Source organism: Streptomyces sp. A0592 (genome assembly GCF_004795115.1).
In the GTDB taxonomy this organism is placed as follows: Bacteria; Actinomycetota; Actinomycetes; order Streptomycetales; family Streptomycetaceae; genus Streptomyces; species Streptomyces erythrochromogenes.
Window position 1 is genome coordinate 93,580 of the sequence record NZ_SSBM01000016.1, and the last position, 19,556, is coordinate 113,135.

A 19,556-nucleotide genomic window follows, 5' to 3' on the forward strand; every position below is an offset into this window, starting at 1 on the left:
ATGACGGGACGAGCACGGGGTCCGTGCGAACCTCCGCACGGACCCCGTCACGCGTTCTGGGCGAACTCACCGCACTCACCGCATACGGGTCGCCCACTCCTGCACCTTCTTGATGCGCTCGCGGATCTGCCCCGCCGTCGCCTCCGCGCTCGGCGGCCCGCCGCAGACGCGGCGCAACTCCGTGTGGATCACCCCGTGCGGCTTGCCGCTCTGGTGGACGTACGCGCCCACCATCGTGTTGAGCGACTTCCTCAGCTCCAGCAGTTCCTTGTGGGAAACCACGGGCCGCCGGTCGGCCGGCAGCTCCAGGAGGTCCGCCTCGGAGTCGGGCTTGCGCCGGCTGTGCGCGATCTGCCGGGACTGGCGCTTCTGCAGCAGCATCTGGACCTGGTCCGGCTCCAGGAGTCCGGGGATGCCGAGGTAGTCCTGCTCCTCCTCGCTGCCCGGGTGCGCCTGCATGCCGAACTCGGCGCCGTCGTAGAGGACCCGGTCGAAGACGGCGTCGGACTCCAGCGCCTCGAAGGACATCTGCTCCTCCTCGCCGGTGTCCTCGTCCTCCTGCCGGTTCGCCTCGTCCATCTCCTTCTCGGACTCGGCGTAGGGGTCCTCCTCGCCCTGCTTCTTCGGCTTGTCGAGGACGTGGTCGCGCTCGACCTCCATCTCGTTGGCGAAGCCGAGGAGGTAGGGGATGGTCGGAAGGAACACGGACGCCGTCTCGCCACGCCTGCGCGAGCGCACGAAGCGTCCGACGGCCTGGGCGAAGAACAGCGGGGTGGAGATCGTCGTCGCGTACACGCCGACGGCGAGGCGCGGTACGTCGACGCCCTCGGACACCATGCGGACCGCGACCATCCAGCGGTCGTCGTTCGCGCTGAAGGTGTCGATGTTCTTCGACGCCCCGGTGTCGTCGGAGAGCACCAGGGTCGCCTTCGTCCCGGTGATCTCCTTGATGAGCTTGGCGTAGGCGCGCGCCGAGTCCTGGTCGGAGGCGATGACGAGGCCGCCCGCGTCCGGGATGCCCTTGCGGACCTCGGTGAGCCGCTGGTCGGCGGCGCGCAGCACGTTGGGCATCCAGTCGCCGCGCGGGTCCAGGGCCGTCCGCCAGGCCTGCGAGATGGCGTCCTTGGTCATCGGCTCGCCGAGCCGGGCGGCGATCTCGTCGCCGGCTTTGGTCCGCCAGCGCATGTTGCCGCTGTAGGAGAGGAAGATGACCGGCCGGACGACGCCGTCGCCGAGCGCGTTGCCGTAGCCGTAGGTGTAGTCGGCGGAGGACCGCCGGATCCCGTCGTTGCCCTCTTCGTAGGTCACGAACGGGATGGGGTTGGTGTCGGACCGGAAGGGCGTGCCGGTCAGCGCGAGCCGCCGGGTCGCCGGGTCGAACGCCTCCAGGCAGGCCTCGCCCCAGGACTTCGAGTCGCCGGCGTGGTGGATCTCGTCGAGGATCACCAGCGTCTTGCGCTGCTCGCAGCGGTTGCGGTGGAGCATGGGTCGCACGCCGACACCGGCGTAGGTGACGGCGACGCCGTGGTAGTCCTTGCTGAGCGGACCCGCCGAGTACTCGGGGTCCAGCCGGATGCCTATCCGGGCCGCTGCCTCCGCCCACTGCTTCTTCAGGTGCTCGGTGGGCGCGACGACGGTCACCTGCTGCACCACGTGGTGGTGGAGCAGCCAGGAGGCGAGGGTCAGGGCGAAAGTGGTCTTGCCTGCGCCGGGGGTCGCGACGGCGAGGAAGTCCCGGGGCTGGTTCTGGATATAGCGGTCCAGCGCTCCCTGCTGCCAGGCACGCAGCTTGCTGGCGGTGCCCCACGGGGCACGGCCGGGGAAGGCGGGTGAGAGATGGTGGGAGGCGGTAGTAGTCACGGTCTCCGGTTCGTGCTCTCGGCGGCGGTCGTACGTAGGACAACCGGGCCACCTTACCGGGGCGGGCCCGCCCCTCGGGGAGGGACAGGCCCGTGACCTCGGGCGGTGCGGCGAGCGTCACACGCAACCGTCACAGGGAGCGCAGCCGGCCGGCGATCCGGGCGATCTCCGTCTCGTGCCCGGCCGCCACGTCGATGACCAGGTCGTGGGCGAGCTCCTGGTCGGCGTCGGCGAGATCGATGCCGTTGACCGCCAGGAAGGTCGCGGCCGCCAGCCATGCGGTGCGCTTGTTCCCGTCGACGAGGGGGTGGTTGGCGGCGATGCCGTGGAGCAGCGCGGCGGCCTGCTCGTAGGTGTCCTCGTAGGCGGGGGTCCCCAACATGCGCGCCCGGGGCCGGTGCACCGCGGACTCCAGCAGGCCGGGGGCGCGCAGCTCGACGGGCTGGTCCTGGGCCAGGCAGGCGTGGCACGCCAGGTCCAGGACCTCGGCGAGGGTGAGGTGCCGCGGGGACTCGGTGGCGTTCGTGGTGTTCGTGGTGTTCGTGGTGTTCACTCGCCGAGCCTCCGCAGGAGGGGGGCGTGCTGCTCGGCGAGCCGTCCGGCCGCTTCCGCGACCTTTTCCCGCTCGGCCCGCAGGTGGGCCCGTACGGCCTCGCGTACGACGTCTTCGGGCGTGCGCCCGGTGGCATCGGCCAGATCGGCCAGCTCCGCCCACTCGGCGCCGGGAAGCCCGATGGTGATCTCGTTCATGGGGGAAACGTAGCCGCCGGTCAGGGGCCGCGGCACCGGGGTTCTGCGGGAGGCTCAGCCCTTCGCGGGCTCCAGCCGGGTCGCGACCCACGCCCCCACCAGTGCCACGCACGCCATCGGCAGGAACACGACCGCGAAGGCGGCGGGGTGCGAGGCGCCCGCCCCGCCGGCGGTCACCGCGTGCGCGGCCCCGACCGCTCCGCCGCCGAGGGCGGCGAAGGCGGCGCCCCCGGCGGCGAGCAGCACGACGTTCGCGAGCGCGTCGGAGATCTGCAGGGCGGCGGAGTTGGCGCCGACCTCCTGCGGCGCGGACAGCTTCAGCAGGAGCACGCTCGTGGAGCCGATGACCAGGCCCATCCCGAGGCATCCCACGGCCCAGGCCAGCGCGAGCGTCCACACGGGGACGGACTCGATGAGCACGGCGGGCGCGGCGGCGATGGCCAGCGCCACCAGCACCATGCCGATCACCATGAGCCGTTGCCGGTAGGGGGCCGTCCGGCCCTGCGACTGCACCCACGAGCCGCCCGCCCAGGTCACGCCGCCCAGCGCGAGGGAGAAGCCGGCCATCGTCGGGCTGAGCCCCCGCTGGGTGACCAGCATCAGCGGTACGAAGCTCTCGGCGGCGATGAACGCCCCCGCGGCCACCCCGCGCAGCAGCACCACGGACGGCAGCCCGCGCCGGGCCAGGTACGTCCCGCGCGGCAGCAGCCCCAGCACGGCCGGGACCAGGAGGGCCGCGCCGGCGATGCCCGGTAGGAGCGAGAGCCACCGCAGGTCCTGGGCGGCGTACTGGAGCAGGCCCGCGCCGACGGAGATGCCGAGCGCCAGCCGGATCCGCCGCCGGTCGAAGGCCGCGGGCCCGCCGCCCACGGGACCGGAGGCGCTGCGCCGTATGGCGGGCAGCGCGACGACGAGGGGGACGACGACGAGCACGGGTATGCCGAGGAACACCCACCGCCAGCCGAGGTGCTCGGTGACCGTGCCGGAGGCGAGCGGCCCGACGATGGAGGGGACGACCCAGCTGGCGGCGAAGGCCGCCATGATCGCGGGCCGCAGCCGCTCCTCGTAGGCCCGGCTGACGACGACGTACAGCGCGACGATCACCAGCCCGCCGCCGAGGCCCTGCACGGCGCGGCCGAGGACGAACACCCACATGGCGCCGGCGGTCCCGGAGACCACGAGCCCCGAGGCGAAGGCGGCGATCCCGACGGTCAGCGGCCTGAGCGGCCCCTGCCGGTCGGCCCACTGCCCGGACAGGACCATGCCGAAGAGGCTGGTCGTGAAGTAGGCGGAGAAGGCGAAGGCGTACAGCCCGATCCCGTCGAGCTCGCGGGCGGCGACGGGCATGGCCGTGCCTACGGCGGTCGCCTCGAAGGCGATGAGGAAGACGACCGAGATGATCCCGATGCTGAGCGTCCGGTACGCGGGCCCCATGACCCCGCCCTGCGGCGGGGTCGGCAGGGGTGCGGTTCTCTGGGGCACGCGGGGTTCGAGGGCGCTCATCGCCCCAGCGTAAGGTGCGCAGCCCTGTTTCGACCCTGTCCGTTCGACCGATCCCGGCCTCGTCCCCGGGTCCTAGGACCCGCCGGCCGGGCCCGTCCGTGAACGCGGCATGGCAGCCCTGTTGCATCCCGGGCCGTCTCCTTCCCCGTCCCGCGACCGCCCGCGTACGGTCGGGGACATCGCCACGGCCGTGCGCCCGGTCTCCCCGGCCACGGCGCCGAGGCGGAGGCCGCCCGGGGGCAGGCGCACCCCCGGGCGGCCTCGGCCTTCGCGGAACCGGCTAGGAGCCGCAGCGGGTCTGCTGCTTGGCGGACTCCAGGTACTTGGTCATGAGCGAGGTGAACAGGGCGCGGGACGTGCCCGGTTTCATGTGCTCCACGGAGCCGCTGATTGCCAGTTCCAGCTCGAAGGAGTCCTCGGCCCCCTTGCAGGTGAGGGTGACGCGGGCGCCCGTGTTCCACAGGATCCCCTTGTCGCCGAGAGCGAGCGGCTCGGGCGCGGGTTCACTCTGGTCCGTCGGGGGCCAGAAGAAGCTCTGCCCGAGGGGCTGGCGGGTGGCCGCGACGAGGACGCGCCCCCTGCCGTCCACGTCGACGTTGCACGTGGCCGCGCGGCGCTGCGCGTTCAGCCGGGTGTCGGCCGGACCGGACACCGTCACCGTGTCCCCGTGGCCCATCAGCGGTTCCAGGTCGGAGCGGGTGAAGACGCCGAAGCAGGTGCGCTCCGGCAGCTGCGGGGCCGCCGCCTTCTTCTCGTCGGCGCACCCCGCGAGCGCGGCCGCGACGATCAGGCTCCCTGCGAGCAGGCGCAGGGTATCGGGGGCGCAACCCATCAGGAGCCGCCGTTCGACGTGACGACCTGACCGCGGCCCACAGCGTGCGCGTTGGCCGTCTGCGCCGAGGCCGTGCCGGCGAGGGCATCGATGCTCCGCTGGTTCATGCCCGTGCCCTCGGCGGCCTTGCGGACGGATTGCGCCGCGGACTCGCCGGCCTCCACCTGGGCCTGCGTATAACTGAGCACAGCCTCGTGGTCGGCGTCGCCCACCTTGCTCGCCTGATCCTTTTTGGCCCGTTCGACCACACTTTCCGTGATGTCCTCCTGGAGCCATTCCACGACGTCTCCGGCGAGCGGCACCATCTCCAGGTACTTGCCGCCCGCCGCGCTGATGGCGCGGTTGATCCACTTGGCGTTGTCCTCAACGCCCTTGACGTACTCCTCCGCCTTGTGGCCGTTCTCGGCGAAGGTCCCCTCGGCCCTGGCCTCGGAGAGGATGCCCGCGATCTGGCCTCCCGGGTGGACGGCGACCGTGATCGCCGCGTCGATCTCCTCGTACTCGGTACGGTGCGCGATGACGTCGTTGATGAGTGTGGTGGTGAACGCCCGCTGGGCGTTGGTGATGGCTCCGTACGCGTCCGGGTCCTGGCCCACTGCGCCGACGAACGCTGCCATGTCGGCCTTGTTGAACTCGGCCATCACGCCGTTGGCCTTGATCATTCGGCCGGTGTTGTCCGCGGCCGCCTGGATGTCCGGCATGTATTCGGCCGCCATCTGCCCGAAGTGCCCGGACAGGCCGTTCAGCGGGCCGTCCGGGTCCCCGGGCTTCGCGTCGACCAGTTCCGGCTTGTCCCCGATCTTCTCGACGATCCGCTCCATGACCGCCGCCATCTCCTTGGTGTGCGCGACCGGCGGCGCGTCCTCCTCGCCGGGGCCGCGGTGGGAGACGGCCGCCATCAGGGCGTCGCCGAGTGCCTGGTGGGCCGGGCGGAGGTCACCGGCCGGGGTGATGTCGAAGCCGTCCATGTACGGCTTCTTGTCGAGCATGTAGTCGACCATGCCCCGGTCCTTGCCGTGCTGGCCGCCGACCGGCTTGTCGTCCTTCGTGACGATGCCGTCCTTGTTGGTGTCCTCCCGGACCGGCTCGTTGAAGAAGGCCGTCGCGGCGTCCGGGTTGTTGCCCAGCGCCTCCATGAGCCCGGTCAGCGGGTAGAAGCCGCGGCCGCCCTCCGGGCCCTGGTTCAGTACGGTCTCCAGGCCGATCGGCGTGTGGAACTCCCAGGCGTCCGGGTCCTTGCGGTCCATGGCGATCATGTCCCGGCCGACCGAGGTCAGGAACTCGGTGTCGTACTTCCCCTCGCGCAGCAGCGCGCCGAGCGCCTGGTAGCCGTAGATCTGCCGGACGCCGCCGAAGACGTCGATCTCCTTGCGCCCGGCTTTCATCAGCTGGGTCGTCCAGGCCGCGTCGAGGTGGCCCGGGACGTCCTTGTGGGTGGCGAGGCCGAGCATGGCGCCCATGTCGCTCTGGATGTTGGCGACCATCAGCGCCCGGTCCTTGCCGGCGGCGCCCAGGCTCGTCGCGTCCAGGGACATCGCGGAGTACATCTGCAGGGTGCCTTCGGCGCCGATGGTCCGGAACAGGCCCGTCGAGAACTCGGGGTCCTCGCGGTTGTCGTCGAGCAGTTCCTCCAGCTCGCGCAGCGCCTCGACGTTGCGTGCCGTGCCGCCCGGGCCGGTGACCTTCTTCATCAGGCCGGCTGCGCGGGCCGCCTGTTCGGCGTCGAGGGTGGTGAACTTCGGTCCGCTGAAGTCGTGTTCGTCCGTCGCGTTCGCCTGCAGTACGCGGACCAGGGAGTCGTCGGCGTCCTGGGCGTTCTCGACGGCCCGGTCGACCTGGGACTGCCAGGCGTTGCGGTTCGCGTTGAGGGTCTGCTGGTAGTCGGGGTCGTGGCGGGCGGCGTTCCGTTCGGCCTCGGTGGGCAGGGGGACGGCGCCGACCCGCCCGGTGGCGTCGATCCGGAAGCCGGCCGCCGGGGCCTCCGCGGCGAGCCTCTTCAGTTCGTCCTGGGCGGCCTTGAAGGTGGCGTGCGCGTCGGCGAGGACCAGGTGCATCCCCTTGGCCGCCTTGGCCGCGTCCTCGAACTCCTTGGCCGTCTTGTCGACGAACCCGCGCGCCACCCCGGCGGTGACCCCGCTCCACTCGGCCTTGTCGGACTTCGCCTTCATGCCGTTGCGGGCGTCCTCGGCCATCTCGTCCAACTTGCCGGCCATGGCCGTCCAGTCGGCGACGGCGGTCTGGAGCTTGTCCAGGGGCGCGTTCATCACGTTCTCGTACGTCAGCATGCGGAACGCCTCGCCTACTTCAGGTACTTGTCGATGGCGGACGCCGTGAAGTCCGCGTGGAGCTGCTGCTCGTCCTTGGCGTGGGAGGCGAGCGAGTAGTTCAGGCCGTTGGAGATGGTGGCGCAGGCGGCCACGAGGGTCTTCACCTGGGTCTCCCAGAGGTTGCCGGCCTTGAGCAGGGCGGCCCCGCTCGCGAAGCCCTCCCTGGTGAGGGCCCCGGCGGCTTCGGCGGTCGCGGTGGCGGCGTGCTTGCCGTCGGTCTGGAGGCGGGTGTGCAGCTTGTACGCCTCGGAGCCGACGGCTCCGATCCGGTCCTGGTCGAGCGCGAGATCGGCGCCGCCGGGACCGCCGGAACCGCCGGGGGCGGGGTCGGCGGGGGCCTGGTTGAGCCGCATGGTGACGCCTGCGGCGGCCGTGGCGCGAGCCGCCGACCATTCTTCGTCGAACGACATCGCGTGGACCTCCGAGTCGGTACGGATCGGGCAGATCAGATCAACGGTTGCGGCGGACCACGACCGCGGTCACGGCCCCACCGATGAGCACACAAGCCCCGAGCCCCAGCCCGACCCAGAGCAGGGGGTTGCCGCTCTTCTCCTCCTCGGCGGCCTGGGGAGCGTCGGTCTTGGACGTCGACGCGGGCTTGTCCCCCGCCTGGGATGCGGCGGCCAGGTCGGGCAACGGGTAGACGTCAGCAGGACCGGGATCCCCGGGCGTCTGCAACGCGACCCGGGGCCGGACGATGCCGTACCCGACGTAGTCGTTCCGCTGGGACCCGTCGACCGGCTTGCCCGCGGTGTTCAGCAGGACGCGCAGGACCTGGTTGTTGGTCCACTCGGGGTGGACGGACCACAGCAAGGCGGCTGAGGCGGACGCGAGGGCGGAGGAGTCACTGGTGCCGCGCGTCTTGCAAAGCCCTGACTTCCCAGTGCACGCCGTGACGATGTCCATGCCGGGTGCAGCCATGTCCACCTGGGGGCCGTGCTGCGACTCTTTGGTTGGCTCGCCATTGGCATCCACAGCTCCCACACCCACCACTCCGGGAGTCGCGGCCGGGTAGAGAAGATTGTTGGTGGAATTCCCGTAGTTGCCAGCCGCAGCGAAGATCAATTTGCCCTTAGAGAGGGCGTACTTCACCGCTTCAGCCCGGTCACGGTCATCTTCTGGGTTCCCTCCGATCGCCTTGGAGATGTTGATTACCTTGGCTTCCGAGTCAGCCGCGTACCGGATGGCTGCGACCATCGAGGGGGCCTTCGCCGCCTCGTTCACATCGGGCACTCGAATCGGAAGAATCGCGGACCCAGGAGCGAGCCCAAAAGCGCCGTCACCACTCGGATGCTTTCCAGTACCAGCGATCATCGCGGAAATGCCCGTGCCGTGGCCGTCGTAGTCGTTGTCTCTGCCGCTCGGCGCATCGCCGACGGGGAACACGGTGCCTGGGAGAACTTGCCCTTCGAGCTCCGGGATGCGGTTGACACCTGAATCGATCACAGCAACGGTGACGCCCTTGCCTGTACTGAGCTTCCAGGCATCTTCGGCCTTCATCACGTCGAGATGCCACTGCTGCGATCGAATGGTGTCCGCGTGAGCCGGGGTCGCGGCGACCCCGGCCAGCAGAAGGCCCACCAGGGCCGCGGTCGCCTTACGCATGTACATCCCGTGCAACGTCCGTTCTGCTCAGTCGATCACCGGCGGGACAACACGACGGGTGCCCTGCCAGGTCTCTTCGTCCTCGGTCAGATAGTCGGGGCGCTCGCCCCCCTGGTTGTCCCGACGTCGCCCCGGGGTCTGCGACCCCGCATGCCCCACAGGGCCCGCGCCGTTGCGCACGAGCCCCGAACCGCCCTGGGTGAACGGCTGGCCGGCCGCCATCGGGTGACCGACAGCACCGGCCTGACGTCCGCCGACCACGCCTCCGGGCTCCGACGCCAGTCGGCGGCCGACCGGGGAGCCTACCTGGCTGCCTCCGTAGTGGCCGCCCACACCGTGGCCCATACCGCCACCCATCGGACGACCTGCCTGAGAACCCTCGCCGATGACCGTGCCGCGCGGGATGCCTGTGCTCGGGCCGGTGGAAGTCACCTGTCGGCCACCAGTGATGCCGGCGTCACGCGGGGGCATGCCGGGCGTGCCGATCACCTTGCCGCCGGGAAGACCGGGACCGGCTGTACCTGGGTACGGACCGATACCGGGGCCGGTGGCAAACGGCGCAGGCCCACCCTTGAGCCCGCCTACCGGCGGAACGGTCACAGGCGGGACGAACGGGCCGGGAGTAGGACCCACCGGGTTCGTGGTCGTCGGAAGGCCGGGTGTGGTCGTCACAGGGGGCGTGGTCGGGGGCGGAAGCGTGGCGACGGTGTCGAGGTGCACGTCCACATCGCGATCCGGGGTCGATGGCGCAGAGACCGACGGGACGGTGTTGTCCGGCCTCGGCTGGTACCCAGGCGAAGAACCCTCACCCGACCGCGGACCGAAGTCTGAACTCGAAGAGGTGTACGAGGAACTGACTCCACCGCCTCCCCCGCCGTAGCCTCCTCCAGGCCTCTCCATGTCGTCCATGGCGTAGCTGTGGTCCGGCACCAACACCTGAGGCGGCGGCGGGAAGGTCGGGATCGTTGCCTTGTCCATCTGCGCAGCCGACTGCTCGTACGACCCGGACAGCTTGTTCATCGCGTCCACGGCTCGCGCGTGGTCTCCGCTCAGCTTCGACCACGCCTGCTGCCCGAGCTGCACCGCGTCCGGGTCGTTGTGGTACTCACGGGACGTGGCGAGGTCCTCCTTGAGGCTCGCCTCCGCCGACGCACTGTACTTCGGCATGTCCCCGGTGCCGTTCTTCGGCTTGACCTCGCGCATGATCTGGGCCGTCTGCGTCAGGTACTTGCCGCCCGCTTCGCTGTAGTCGGCCAAGACCAGCGTGGCGCTTCCCGCCTGGTTCACCCAGTTCTGGAACGCCTCGGCCGCCTCACCCTCCCAGCCCTTGACCTTGTGCTTCTTGAGCTTTTCGCCGATCTCCTTGATCGTCTTGGCGGCTTCGGTGAGCTGCGTACCCCGGGCACTGACCGCCTCGTCGTCAAGCGCCGCGATCATCGCGTAGAGCTGTGCGTGCGTGTAACTCTCGAATCCGCTCATCCGTAGACAGCCCCCTTCTTCCCGGTCGCCTCCGGGCTGCCGCCCTTCTTCTCCGCGTACGGGTCACGCTCGCGCACGTATTCGTCGTGGGCCTGCTTGGCCAGGAGACCCATGCGTCGCTTCGTCTCCTCGTCCACCTCGCTGTAGCCCTTGCCGGCGGACTGGACGGCGATGCCCAGGGCCTCGATCTGCACCGCGAGCCCCTTCGAAAGCTTCTGCAGCTCCGAATGGACTGTGGTGTAGGACTTGTTGAGCTTCTCGGCCGCAGGGAAGCCCGTGCCCAGGACTCCGGCCGGCATCGTGCCGTCCGCCAGGGTGCCGTGGTGCGCCGGGGACTCCTGAAGCTTCGTCAGGAGGCCGTCCACCAGCTTCTGATAGGCCTTCATGTCGTCGTACTCGATCCGCAGCGCCGCGGCACGCGCCTGCGCGTCCGCCTGGGCTCTGATCGATGCCGCGACATCTCCCGACAGACCTACCGCCAGAACCCCGCCGCTGTCCTCTGCCACGCCGACTCCCCGTCCCCGTTCGCACCCGTTCGCACGTGCGCGCGCACACTCTCGCCGAGCACTTTAGCGATCGGCACCGACAGCCCCAAGTCCGGGTTGCACGTGCAATGCCGGTCAGACGGTCACGAGTTGGGCGCCGCCACCGCCGCGGACGGCCTGATCGGGAGCCTGTTGACCGGGCGGCCCGTGGCCGCGCGGACTGCCGAGGCGATCGCCGCCGGGGTCGTCACCACCGGGACCGCGCTCGCCGCCTTCGCGCCGAACGGGGCCACCACGTCGCGCTCCTCCACCAGTTTCACGATGCGGACCGTCGGGGCGTCCAGCGCGGTCGGCAGGGCGTAGCCCGTCAGGTCGGGGTGGCGGACCAGGCCGGCGACGGTGCGGAGGTTCTCCGTCAGGGCCGCGCCGACGCCCTGGGTGACGCCCGCTTCGATACGGGCCTCCAGCTGGCGGGGGTTCAGGATGCGGCCCACGTCCTGGGCCACCGCGAGCTCCACCACCCGTACCGAGCCCAGCTCGATGTCCACGTCCACCACCGCGCGGATCGCGCAGAAGGCGAGGCCGACGAACGCGTCGCCCTGGCCGTCCGCGTCCAGCGGTTCCGTCGGGTGGGGGCGGCACTGCGCGGTCGCCCAGAGTTCCTTGCCGGCCATGGCCTCCGTGACCGACATCGAGAACGCGCCGTCGTACGAGGTGATGCGGCCGTCCTGGATCTGCAGGAGCTCCGTCGACATGCCCAGCTTGTGGGCCATCGGCTGGAGGAGCTGGGTGCGGACCATCTTCGCGGCCCGCTCCACCGCGCCGCCCGACACCCACGTGTGGCGGCCGTGCGCCGCCGGGCCGGCCGGCGGCTGGTCGGTGTCCACCGGGGCCACCGCCACCTCGTCGACGCCCAGGACCTCCTGGACGATCTGGCGGGCCAGCGTGCCGAAGCCCTGGCCGGTGTCGACCGCGGCGCAGATGACGGTGGCCACGCCGCCCACCACCTTCACCGTCGCGGTGGAGACCTCGTCGGTGCCCTCCGCGCCGAGCATGTGGACCATGCCGACCCCGTAGCCGACGCCGCGCCGCACCGCGCCCGGCTCGCCCGCGCCCTCCGGGCCGCCGGGCAGCAGCCACTCGTCCTCGGGGGCGTCCTTGGGGAGTGCGGGCAGCTCGAAGTCGCGGACCGAGCGCAGGAGTTCCGCCACCGGTGCGGGGCAGGTCACCGTCTGGCCGGTCGGAAGGAGGTCACCGGTCGCCAGGACGTTGCGCAGGCGCAGTTCCGCGCCGTCGATGCCGAGGGCGGCCGCGAGCTTGTCCATCTGGCCCTCGTACGCGGCGCACACCTGCATGGCGCCCTCGCCGCGGACGTGGCCCGACGGCGGGTTGTTGGTGCGCACGACCCAGCCCTCGACGAAGGCGTGCGGGACGACGTACGGGCCGCAGGCGAAGGCCACCGCCGCCGCCAGGGATTCCGCGGAGGCGTCGGCGTACGCGCCCGCGTCCATCAGGATCTGCGCCTCGACCTTGACCAGGCGGCCCTCCGCGTCCGCGTGGTGGCGGTAGCGCAGCAGGGTCGGGTGGCGGTGGGTGTGGCCGAGGAAGGACTCCTCGCGGGTGGCGGCCAGCTTCACCGGGCAGCCCGTGCGCAGGGCGAGCAGGCCGAGCGGCAGCTGGAAGGCGGCGTCCTCGCGGTCGGCCGTCGCGCCCGGCACGCCGGTGACGACGACGCGTACGCGGTCCGGTTCCAGGCCGAAGCAGGCGGCGGCCAGGTCGCGGTCGGTGTGCGGGTCGGTGGAGGCGGTGTAGAGCTCGACGCCGCCGTCGGGGCGGGGCACGGCCAGTCCGGCCTCGGCGCCGATGGGGGCGGGGTCCTGGCGGCCGATCCGGTACAGGCCCTCGACCACGACCTCGCCGGTGGCGTCCGGGTCGCCGTAGCGCAGCGGGATGTGCCGGATCAGGTTGCCGTCGGGGTGCAGGGCGGGGGCGCCGAAGGACTGCTCGGGGTCGGTGACCGGGTCGAGGAGCTCGTACTCGACGGCGATCGCGGCCGCGGCGAGGCGTGCCGTGTCGGGGTGGTCGGCGGCGACGGCGGCGATGGGCTCACCGTGGTGGCGCACGACGTCGTGGGCGAAGACCGGCCGGTCGGCGATCCGGCGGCCGTGGGTGGTGGCGCCGGGCACGTCGGCGTGGGTGACGACGGCGCGCACGCCGGGCATCTCCGCAGCGGCCTTGGTGTCGATGGAGAGGATCCGGGCGTGGGCGTGCGGGGAGCGCAGCACGGCGGCCCACAGCAGGCCCTCGGCCCACAGGTCGGCGGCGTAGGGGAAGGTGCCCTCGGTCTTGGCGCGGGTGTCGGTGGCCTCCACGGAGGCTCCGATGCCGCGCGGTGCCTGCGGTTCGGCGGCCTCGGCCCCCGGGACCGTCATGGCCGTCACCGTGGCGTTCACGGCCGATGTCGCCGTCGCCGTCGCCGCGTCCTGCCCGCTCACGCCGTGCCTCCGTGGTGGATGCCGCCCTCGCCGGGCGCTGCCTGGTGCGGGATGCGCGGCTCCGGCGCCCCCTCGCCCTGCGCCTGAACGTGCCCCTGCCCCTGCCCCTGCGTCGGGGCCTGTGCCCCGTCCGCGGGGGCGGCCGAGGCGGCCTCCCGCCCGGCCACGACCTCGCGCACGGCCTCGACGACGCCCGCGTAGCCGGAGCACCGGCAGAGGTTGCCGCAGAGCGCCTGGCGGGTCTCCAGCTCGCTGGGGGCGTGGTTGCCCTCCAGCAGGTCGTGGATGGTCATGGCCATGCCGGGCACGCAGAATCCGCACTGCACCGCGCCCGACCTGCACAACGCCTGCTGAACGTCGGAGAGTTCCCCGCCCGTCGCGAGGCCCTCGACGGTGCGGACCTCGCTGCCCGCGGCCGTGGCGGCCGGGACCAGGCAGGAGGCGACGAGCCGGCCGTCGACCTGCACGGCGCAGGCGCCGCACTCGCCCTGCGAGCAGCCGTCCTTGGCGCCGGCGAGGCCGAGGCGCTCGCGCAGCACGTAGAGCAGGGATTCCCCGATCCAGGCTCCGGTGACGGGGCGGTCGGCGCCGTTGACGCGCAGCACGTAGGAGGCGTGCGGGTGCTCGTGGTGGACGGCGGCGGGCCCGGTCTCTTCCTCGTACGCCGGCACCTCCGCCGGGATCCCTTCGCCGGTTTCCTCGGGCGGGAGCTCCGCCGCGCTGTCGGCGGTGTCCGCCTCCGGCGTGGACCCGGCCGGGCCCTCGGCGCGGGCCGGGGCGGCTTCGGCGGGCGCCGACCCGTCGGCGTCGGCGTGGTCCGGTGCGGGCGTGCGGCCCGGCTCCGCCAAGCCGTGGCCGTCCGCCGGGGCGGCGGCCTCCGCCTCGGGGGCGCGGCCGTCCTGGGCGGGCTCGGACGCGGGCTCCGGGGCCTGGCCGAAGGCCGCGAAGCCGTGCCCGTCGGTGTCGGCGGGCTGCGCGGAGTGTGCGAATTGAGTGGAGTGCGCCGACAGCCCGGAGTGCCCGAACAGGTCGGAATGCTCGCCGTGTTCCGCATGCGCGACATGACCGGCATGCGAGGCATGGCCGGTGTGCGCGACATGGTCGGTGTGCCCGGTGTTCCCGAAGAGATCGGACGGCTCGCCGTGTTCGCCGTGTTCGCCGTGCCCCGGCCGGGCCGGGTGCTCGGGCTCGGCCGGCTGCGCGGCGTCCGCGGCCGGCGCCTCGGCCGGCGCCTCGACCCGCGCTCCGCCGAAGAGGTCCACGCCGCCGGGTGCCGCGGGCGGCTCCTGCGCCGCGGCTCCCGGGTGCGGCCGCTCCCCCGCGTGCACCGTCGCCGCCGGGCCGTGCGCGGCCTCGATGTCGTGCGGCGCCTGGTGTGCGGGCTCGGCCTCCTGCAGCGCGGTGCCCACGCCGGGTCCGCCCAGCACCCGCGGCCCGCGGCCCGCGGCGCCCACACCGGGCCCGCCGAGCAGGCGTCCGGCGGCGTGCGCCGTCGCGGCGGCAGCGGCCGAAGCGGCCGCCGCCTCGTCCGTGCCCGGCAGGACGCCGGTGTCCTGGCCGTGCGTGCGGCCCGAGCCCGGGCCCTGGCCCTGGTCGGGTTCTGCGGCCGGCTGCTGCGTCAGGTACGCCCACGGGGCCGGGGCCCCGCCCGGCAGGGTCGCCGGGGCCTGGCTCCAGTCCGCGTCCAGCCCGCCACCCGTGCGGTAGTCGCCCTGCTGCGTGTAGTCCTGCTGCTGCGCGAAGTCCGGTACGGCCCACTGGCCGGTCGTCGAGGGAGCCGCCTCGGGCTCGTGCACTCCCTCGGGGAACCGCCACTCCGCCGTGGCACCGGGGTCGTGCGCCGGCTCGGCCTCCGGGTCGGGCTCCGCGAACGCGGCCGCCACCGATGCCGGGATGGGGATCGAAGCGGGGATCGGGCCGCCCACGGACCCGGACGCCGGACCGGAAGCCGCACCGGAGCCCGCACCCGTGCCCGTACCCGAGCCCGCGCCGGACGCCGACGCGTCGCCGCCCGCCTCAGGCCACTGCACCGGGATCGCCCACGTGCCCGTGGCCGCCGGGTCCGTGCTGGCCGAGCCCAGCGGCACGATCATCGGCGGCGGCACGTAGCCGTGCCCGGGAGCCGCGAGCGGCTCACCGGTGCCGAGCGCGTCGAGCATGTCCTGCGGCAGTTTCACGAAGGCCGTGGCGTCCGAGTCGTACTCGCCGCCCTGCGGGACCGGTTCCCAGCCCCAGCCCGCCGTGCCGTTCCCCTGGGTCACGTTCTCGTTCTCGTTCTCGCTCATGAGGTCAGCGCCCTTCCGAGGGCCCTCCGTGCCAGTACGGCCACCGTCCGCCGCAGGTGCAGTACGCCGGGAGCCACCGGTTCCCCCTGGTCGGGGACGCAGGCGGCCGCGACGTACTCGCCGAAGGCCTCCAGCGCCTCGGGGGCCAGGCTCCGCCCGCCGTCCCAGTCGATCAGCGAGGCCACCCACTGCTCGGCCTCCAGCGGCCGCAGCGGCATCGGGGCCACCGCGCCGATCGCACAGCGCACACCGCGGCGCGCCGGGTCCAGCACGAGGCCCACGGACGCCACCGCACGCCCGGGTCCCGTCCGCCCGGTGGCCTTGAGGAACACCTGCGGGGCGTGCAGCAGCGGCACCCGCACGAAGCCGATGAGCTCACCGGGCCGCAGCATCTCCCGCCCGGCCAGCAGGTGCGAGACGGGGATCTCGCGCCGTCCGCCCGGGCCGACGATGACCAGTACGGCCTCCAGCGCGGCCAGCACGGGCAGCGCGTCCCCGGTCGGCGCGGCGGTGGCGATGTTCCCGCCGAGGGTGCCGGCGTTGCGGATCTGCGGGGGCCCGGCGGCGCGTGCGGCAGCCGCGAGGGCGGGGATCAGGGCGGCGAAGTCCGGCCGGCCCATCCGGGCGTGGGTGAGGCCGGCGCCGAGCAGCGCGTGGCCGTCCTGGTACTGCCAGCCGCGGATCTCGTTGATCCGGCCCAGGCCGACGAGGGCGGCGGGCCGCAGCAGTCCGGCGTTGACCGCGGCCATGAGGTCGGTGCCGCCCGCGACGGGGACGGCGGCGGGCATGGCGGTGAGCGCCGCGACGGCCTCGTCGAGCGAGGCCGGCAGCGTCACGGACTGCGCCGCCTGCTGCCCCTGAGCCCCCTGAGGTGAATCAGGTGCGTGCGGTGCGTGCGGTGCGTGCGTGGTCAACCCAGCTGCCCCTTCCCGATGTCCCGGTCCTGGCGCTCACGCCTGTCCGCCGTACGGTACGTGCTCACCGCCGGGACGTGGCAACTCTGGCACATCTTCCGGGCCGCTCGGCGCGAGGGTCCGCCCGGCGCCCCGCCGCCGCGCGCGGCGTCCCGTACGAGACGGAGGGCCCCCTCACGCGGCCTTTGACAGCCCCCTCCCCTATTGCCCGATTTTCCCCGTATAGCGGGAATTCCAGCGAGAGTTCCGGAGGCGTCGCCTTTCCGTTCGGGCCGACCCGACCCGGCGCGCGTCACACGTTCGGGGGCGCGCCCTCGATCGGGCGCCCGAGCACTCCCGGCCTGCGCTGCCACGGCAACGGACCGCCCGGAGGCCGGTAGCCGACACCCAGGGCGTCCAACCGCGGGTAGTGCGCGGCCATCCGACCCTCGAACCACGCGAAGTCCCGCTCCGCGGGCGCCGGCTGCCACGACCACACCACCTCGGCGAAGGCCGCCAGCCGCGGGAACACCTGGTAGTCGACGCGGCCCTGGTCCTCCGTCACCTCGGTCCACATGTTGGCCTGGGCGCCCAGCACATGGGCGGCGGCCTCCGGCGACAGCTTCGGCGGCACCGGCTCGAAGCGGTACACGTCCTCCAGAGAGCGCACGTACCCGATGGGTACCGGCTCGTCCCCGCCGCCGGCCTGACGGTGGTCCAGGTACACCTGCTGCTCGGGGCACATCACCACGTCGTGCCCGGCCTCCGCGGCCGCGACACCGCCCGCGTAGCCGCGCCACGAGGACACGGCCGCGCCCGGCGCGAGCCCGCCCTCCAGGATCTCGTCCCACCCGATGAGGCGCCGCCCGCGCTCGGCGAGCCAGCCGTCGAAGTGCCGGACGAACCAGGACTGCAGCCCGTCCTCCCCGTCGACGCCCAGCTCGCGGATCCGCTCCTGTGCGGCCGGGGAGGCCTTCCACTGCACCTTGGGGCACTCGTCGCCGCCGACGTGCACGAAGGGCGAGACCTCCACCGGGAACAGCTCCAGCAGCTCCTCGAAGACTCCTTCGTAGAAGCGCAGCACGGCCTCGGTCGGCGCGAGGACGTTCTCGCAGATCCCCCAGTCGTCCCAGACGCCGAGCGCCGCCGTGTCGACCACGTCGGTGTTGCCCAGCTCCGGGTACGCGGCGATCGCGGCCTGCGAGTGCCCCGGCACGTCGATCTCCGGGACCACCCGGACGTGCCGCTCGGCGGCGTACGCGACGATCTCGCGGATGTCGTCCTGCGTGTAGAAGCCGCCGTGCGGGGCCTCGCTCCACAGCGGCGAGGCCCGGTGGCCCCGGCGGCTGCGCGCACGCCAGGCCCCGACCTCGGTCAGCCGCGGGTACCGCCTGATCTCGATCCTCCAGCCCTGGTCGTCCGTCAGGTGCAGGTGGAGCACGTTGAGCTTGTGGGCGGCGAGCAGGTCGATGTAGCGCAGCACGCCGTCCTTCGGCATGAAGTGCCGGGCGACGTCGAGCATCATCCCGCGCCAGGCGAAGCGGGGGCCGTCCGCGACGCGGGCGTACGGCAGGCTCCACCTGCGGCCGGGCAGCGGCGCCTTGCGGTACGCGTCGGGCCCGAGCAGCTGGCGCAGGGTCTGGGCGCCCCAGAACAGCCCGGCGGCCGTCGCGCCCGCCAGCTCCGCCCCGCCCTCCCCGATGTCGATCAGGTACGACTCCGGCCCGCGGTTCCCCGCGGCGTCCGGGTCGATCCGCAGCCGCAGCTCCGCGACCGCGCCTTCCCCGGGCCCCGCCCCCGGCCCCGCCACGGCCCCGGCGGCGGGCAGCGCCCATCCGGTGGCCGCGCCCAGCTCCCGCCGCATCCAGCGGGCGACGGAGGCGGTGCCGGGACCGGCGTCGAGGAGCGGTTCCGGTCCGAACACGAAGCGGCGGGCGTCCTCGTCGAGGAGTACGACCTGGGGTGCGGGGATCAGGCCCGTGCGGATCAGGTCCATGCGTCAGCCCTTCGCGGCAGCCGGTTGCGCCCTGCGCAACGCACGTTCCGCCGGGTGCTCGTCGGGCCGACCCTAACGCGCCCCGCAGGCACGGCAAAGGCCCCCGGACGCACCGTGGTGCGCCGAGGGCCTCGGTCCCGCGAAAGGGGGAGAACAGGGGCGGACCTACTTGTCCTTGCCGCCCTTGTCCTTGTCCCCGCCGGGGCCCATGGACTCGTAGATCTCCTTGCACATGGGGCAGACCGGGTACTTCTTGGGGTCCCGGCCCGGTACCCAGACCTTGCCGCAGAGCGCGACGACGGGGGTCCCGTCGAGCGCGCTCGCCATGATCTTGTCCTTCTGGACGTAGTGGGCGAAGCGCTCGTGGTCGCCGTCACCGTGCGACACCTGCGGCGTCGGCTCTACGAGGGTCCCCGTGCCAGTCCCGCGCTCGGGCTCAAGAGTGCTCATGGAACCCAGGGTACTTAACCCCGCGCCAGTCAGTTGAGCGACGGGTCGTCCGGATAGGTGGCGACCATCGCGAGTTCGCCGCGCTGGCGGCGCAGCACCGACCGCCACAGCCGTTCCGGGTCCGGCGAGGACACGTCTCCGGGCTCCGACTCGACCACGTACCAGGCGCCCTCGCCGAGCTCCTCCTCCAGCTGGCCCGGCCCCCAGCCGGAGTAGCCGGCGAAGATGCGCAGGCCCCCCAGGGCCGGGGCCAGCAGCTCCGGCGGCGCCTCCAGGTCGACCAGCCCGATCGCCCCGTGCACCCGGCGCCAGCCGAGCGGCCCCTCCTCGCCGGGGATGACGGCGAGCCCCAGGGCCGAGTCCAGCGCCACCGGCCCGCCCTGGAACACCACGCCCGGGGCTCCGGCCAGCGGCGCCCAGGGCAGCAGGACGTCGCCGACGCCCACCGGGGTCGGCCGGTTGAGGACCACGCCGAGGGAGCCCTGCTCGTCGTGGTCGAGCAGCAGCACCACCGCGCGGTCGAAGTTCGGATCCGCGAGGGCGGGAGTGGCCACGAGCAGCCGCCCTGTGAGGGAGGACACCTCGGTCATGCCGCC

16 protein-coding genes are annotated in these 19,556 nt (G+C 72.9%); all 16 read right to left on the bottom strand.

Translation table 11 applies throughout. The features are described from left to right. Window positions 1–75: 75 nt before the first annotated feature. A complete protein-coding gene (locus tag E6U81_RS22825) occupies window positions 76–1,860 on the bottom strand; it encodes a DEAD/DEAH box helicase (protein WP_136231940.1) in 1,785 nt (594 codons plus the stop codon). Between the two features lie 130 nt (window positions 1,861–1,990). Then, entirely contained in the window at window positions 1,991–2,413 is a 423-nt protein-coding gene (locus E6U81_RS22830) for a type II toxin-antitoxin system death-on-curing family toxin (protein WP_136231941.1), read from the bottom strand. Then, the gene (locus E6U81_RS22835) at window positions 2,410–2,610 is read right to left on the bottom strand and encodes a hypothetical protein (RefSeq protein ID WP_136231942.1); all 201 of its coding nucleotides are present in this window, start codon (window positions 2,608–2,610) and stop codon (window positions 2,410–2,412) included. Before E6U81_RS22835 ends, E6U81_RS22830 begins: the two co-directional genes overlap by 4 nt. A gap of 54 nt (window positions 2,611–2,664) precedes the next feature. After that, a complete protein-coding gene (locus E6U81_RS22840) occupies window positions 2,665–4,113 on the bottom strand; it encodes an MFS transporter (protein ID WP_136231943.1) in 1,449 nt (482 codons plus the stop codon). Window positions 4,114–4,393: 280 nt separating this feature from the next. Further along, window positions 4,394–4,945: a hypothetical protein gene (locus E6U81_RS22845; RefSeq protein WP_136231944.1), complete on the bottom strand. Its 552-nt coding sequence runs from the start codon at window positions 4,943–4,945 to the stop codon at window positions 4,394–4,396. Next, complete coding sequence (locus tag E6U81_RS22850) at window positions 4,945–7,230, bottom strand: hypothetical protein (RefSeq protein WP_136231945.1); 2,286 nt, start codon at window positions 7,228–7,230, stop codon at window positions 4,945–4,947. The genes E6U81_RS22845 and E6U81_RS22850 overlap by 1 nt, the downstream gene beginning before the upstream one ends. A gap of 14 nt (window positions 7,231–7,244) precedes the next feature. Further along, complete coding sequence (locus E6U81_RS22855) at window positions 7,245–7,682, bottom strand: hypothetical protein (RefSeq protein ID WP_136231946.1); 438 nt, start codon at window positions 7,680–7,682, stop codon at window positions 7,245–7,247. Window positions 7,683–7,722: 40 nt separating this feature from the next. Further along, window positions 7,723–8,883, bottom strand: a complete 1,161-nt coding sequence (mycP, locus tag E6U81_RS22860) for a type VII secretion-associated serine protease mycosin (protein WP_168714708.1) — start codon at window positions 8,881–8,883, stop codon at window positions 7,723–7,725. Between the two features lie 21 nt (window positions 8,884–8,904). Next, complete coding sequence (locus E6U81_RS22865) at window positions 8,905–10,356, bottom strand: WXG100 family type VII secretion target (RefSeq protein ID WP_136231948.1); 1,452 nt, start codon at window positions 10,354–10,356, stop codon at window positions 8,905–8,907. Continuing rightward, window positions 10,353–10,862: a hypothetical protein gene (locus E6U81_RS22870; protein WP_240803959.1), complete on the bottom strand. Its 510-nt coding sequence runs from the start codon at window positions 10,860–10,862 to the stop codon at window positions 10,353–10,355. Before E6U81_RS22870 ends, E6U81_RS22865 begins: the two co-directional genes overlap by 4 nt. A gap of 122 nt (window positions 10,863–10,984) precedes the next feature. After that, window positions 10,985–13,273 carry a xanthine dehydrogenase family protein molybdopterin-binding subunit gene (locus E6U81_RS22875; protein WP_136232001.1) on the bottom strand — a complete coding sequence of 763 codons (2,289 nt, stop codon included), beginning with the start codon at window positions 13,271–13,273 and terminating at the stop codon, window positions 10,985–10,987. Between the two features lie 59 nt (window positions 13,274–13,332). Continuing rightward, window positions 13,333–15,621 (bottom strand): 2Fe-2S iron-sulfur cluster-binding protein, encoded by a 2,289-nt coding sequence (locus E6U81_RS41755; RefSeq protein ID WP_136231949.1) that lies wholly within the window; start codon window positions 15,619–15,621, stop codon window positions 13,333–13,335. Next, window positions 15,618–16,457 carry an FAD binding domain-containing protein gene (locus E6U81_RS22885; RefSeq protein WP_031152408.1) on the bottom strand — a complete coding sequence of 280 codons (840 nt, stop codon included), beginning with the start codon at window positions 16,455–16,457 and terminating at the stop codon, window positions 15,618–15,620. The genes E6U81_RS41755 and E6U81_RS22885 overlap by 4 nt, the downstream gene beginning before the upstream one ends. Before the next feature lie 370 nt (window positions 16,458–16,827). Continuing rightward, window positions 16,828–18,510 (bottom strand): beta-N-acetylhexosaminidase, encoded by a 1,683-nt coding sequence (locus E6U81_RS22890; RefSeq protein ID WP_136231950.1) that lies wholly within the window; start codon window positions 18,508–18,510, stop codon window positions 16,828–16,830. 165 nt (window positions 18,511–18,675) lie between these two features. Next, window positions 18,676–18,960 carry a DUF3039 domain-containing protein gene (locus E6U81_RS22895; RefSeq protein ID WP_030010729.1) on the bottom strand — a complete coding sequence of 95 codons (285 nt, stop codon included), beginning with the start codon at window positions 18,958–18,960 and terminating at the stop codon, window positions 18,676–18,678. Window positions 18,961–18,989: 29 nt separating this feature from the next. Continuing rightward, window positions 18,990–19,550 carry a YqgE/AlgH family protein gene (locus E6U81_RS22900; protein WP_031152413.1) on the bottom strand — a complete coding sequence of 187 codons (561 nt, stop codon included), beginning with the start codon at window positions 19,548–19,550 and terminating at the stop codon, window positions 18,990–18,992. Between the last annotated feature and the right edge of the window lie 6 nt (window positions 19,551–19,556).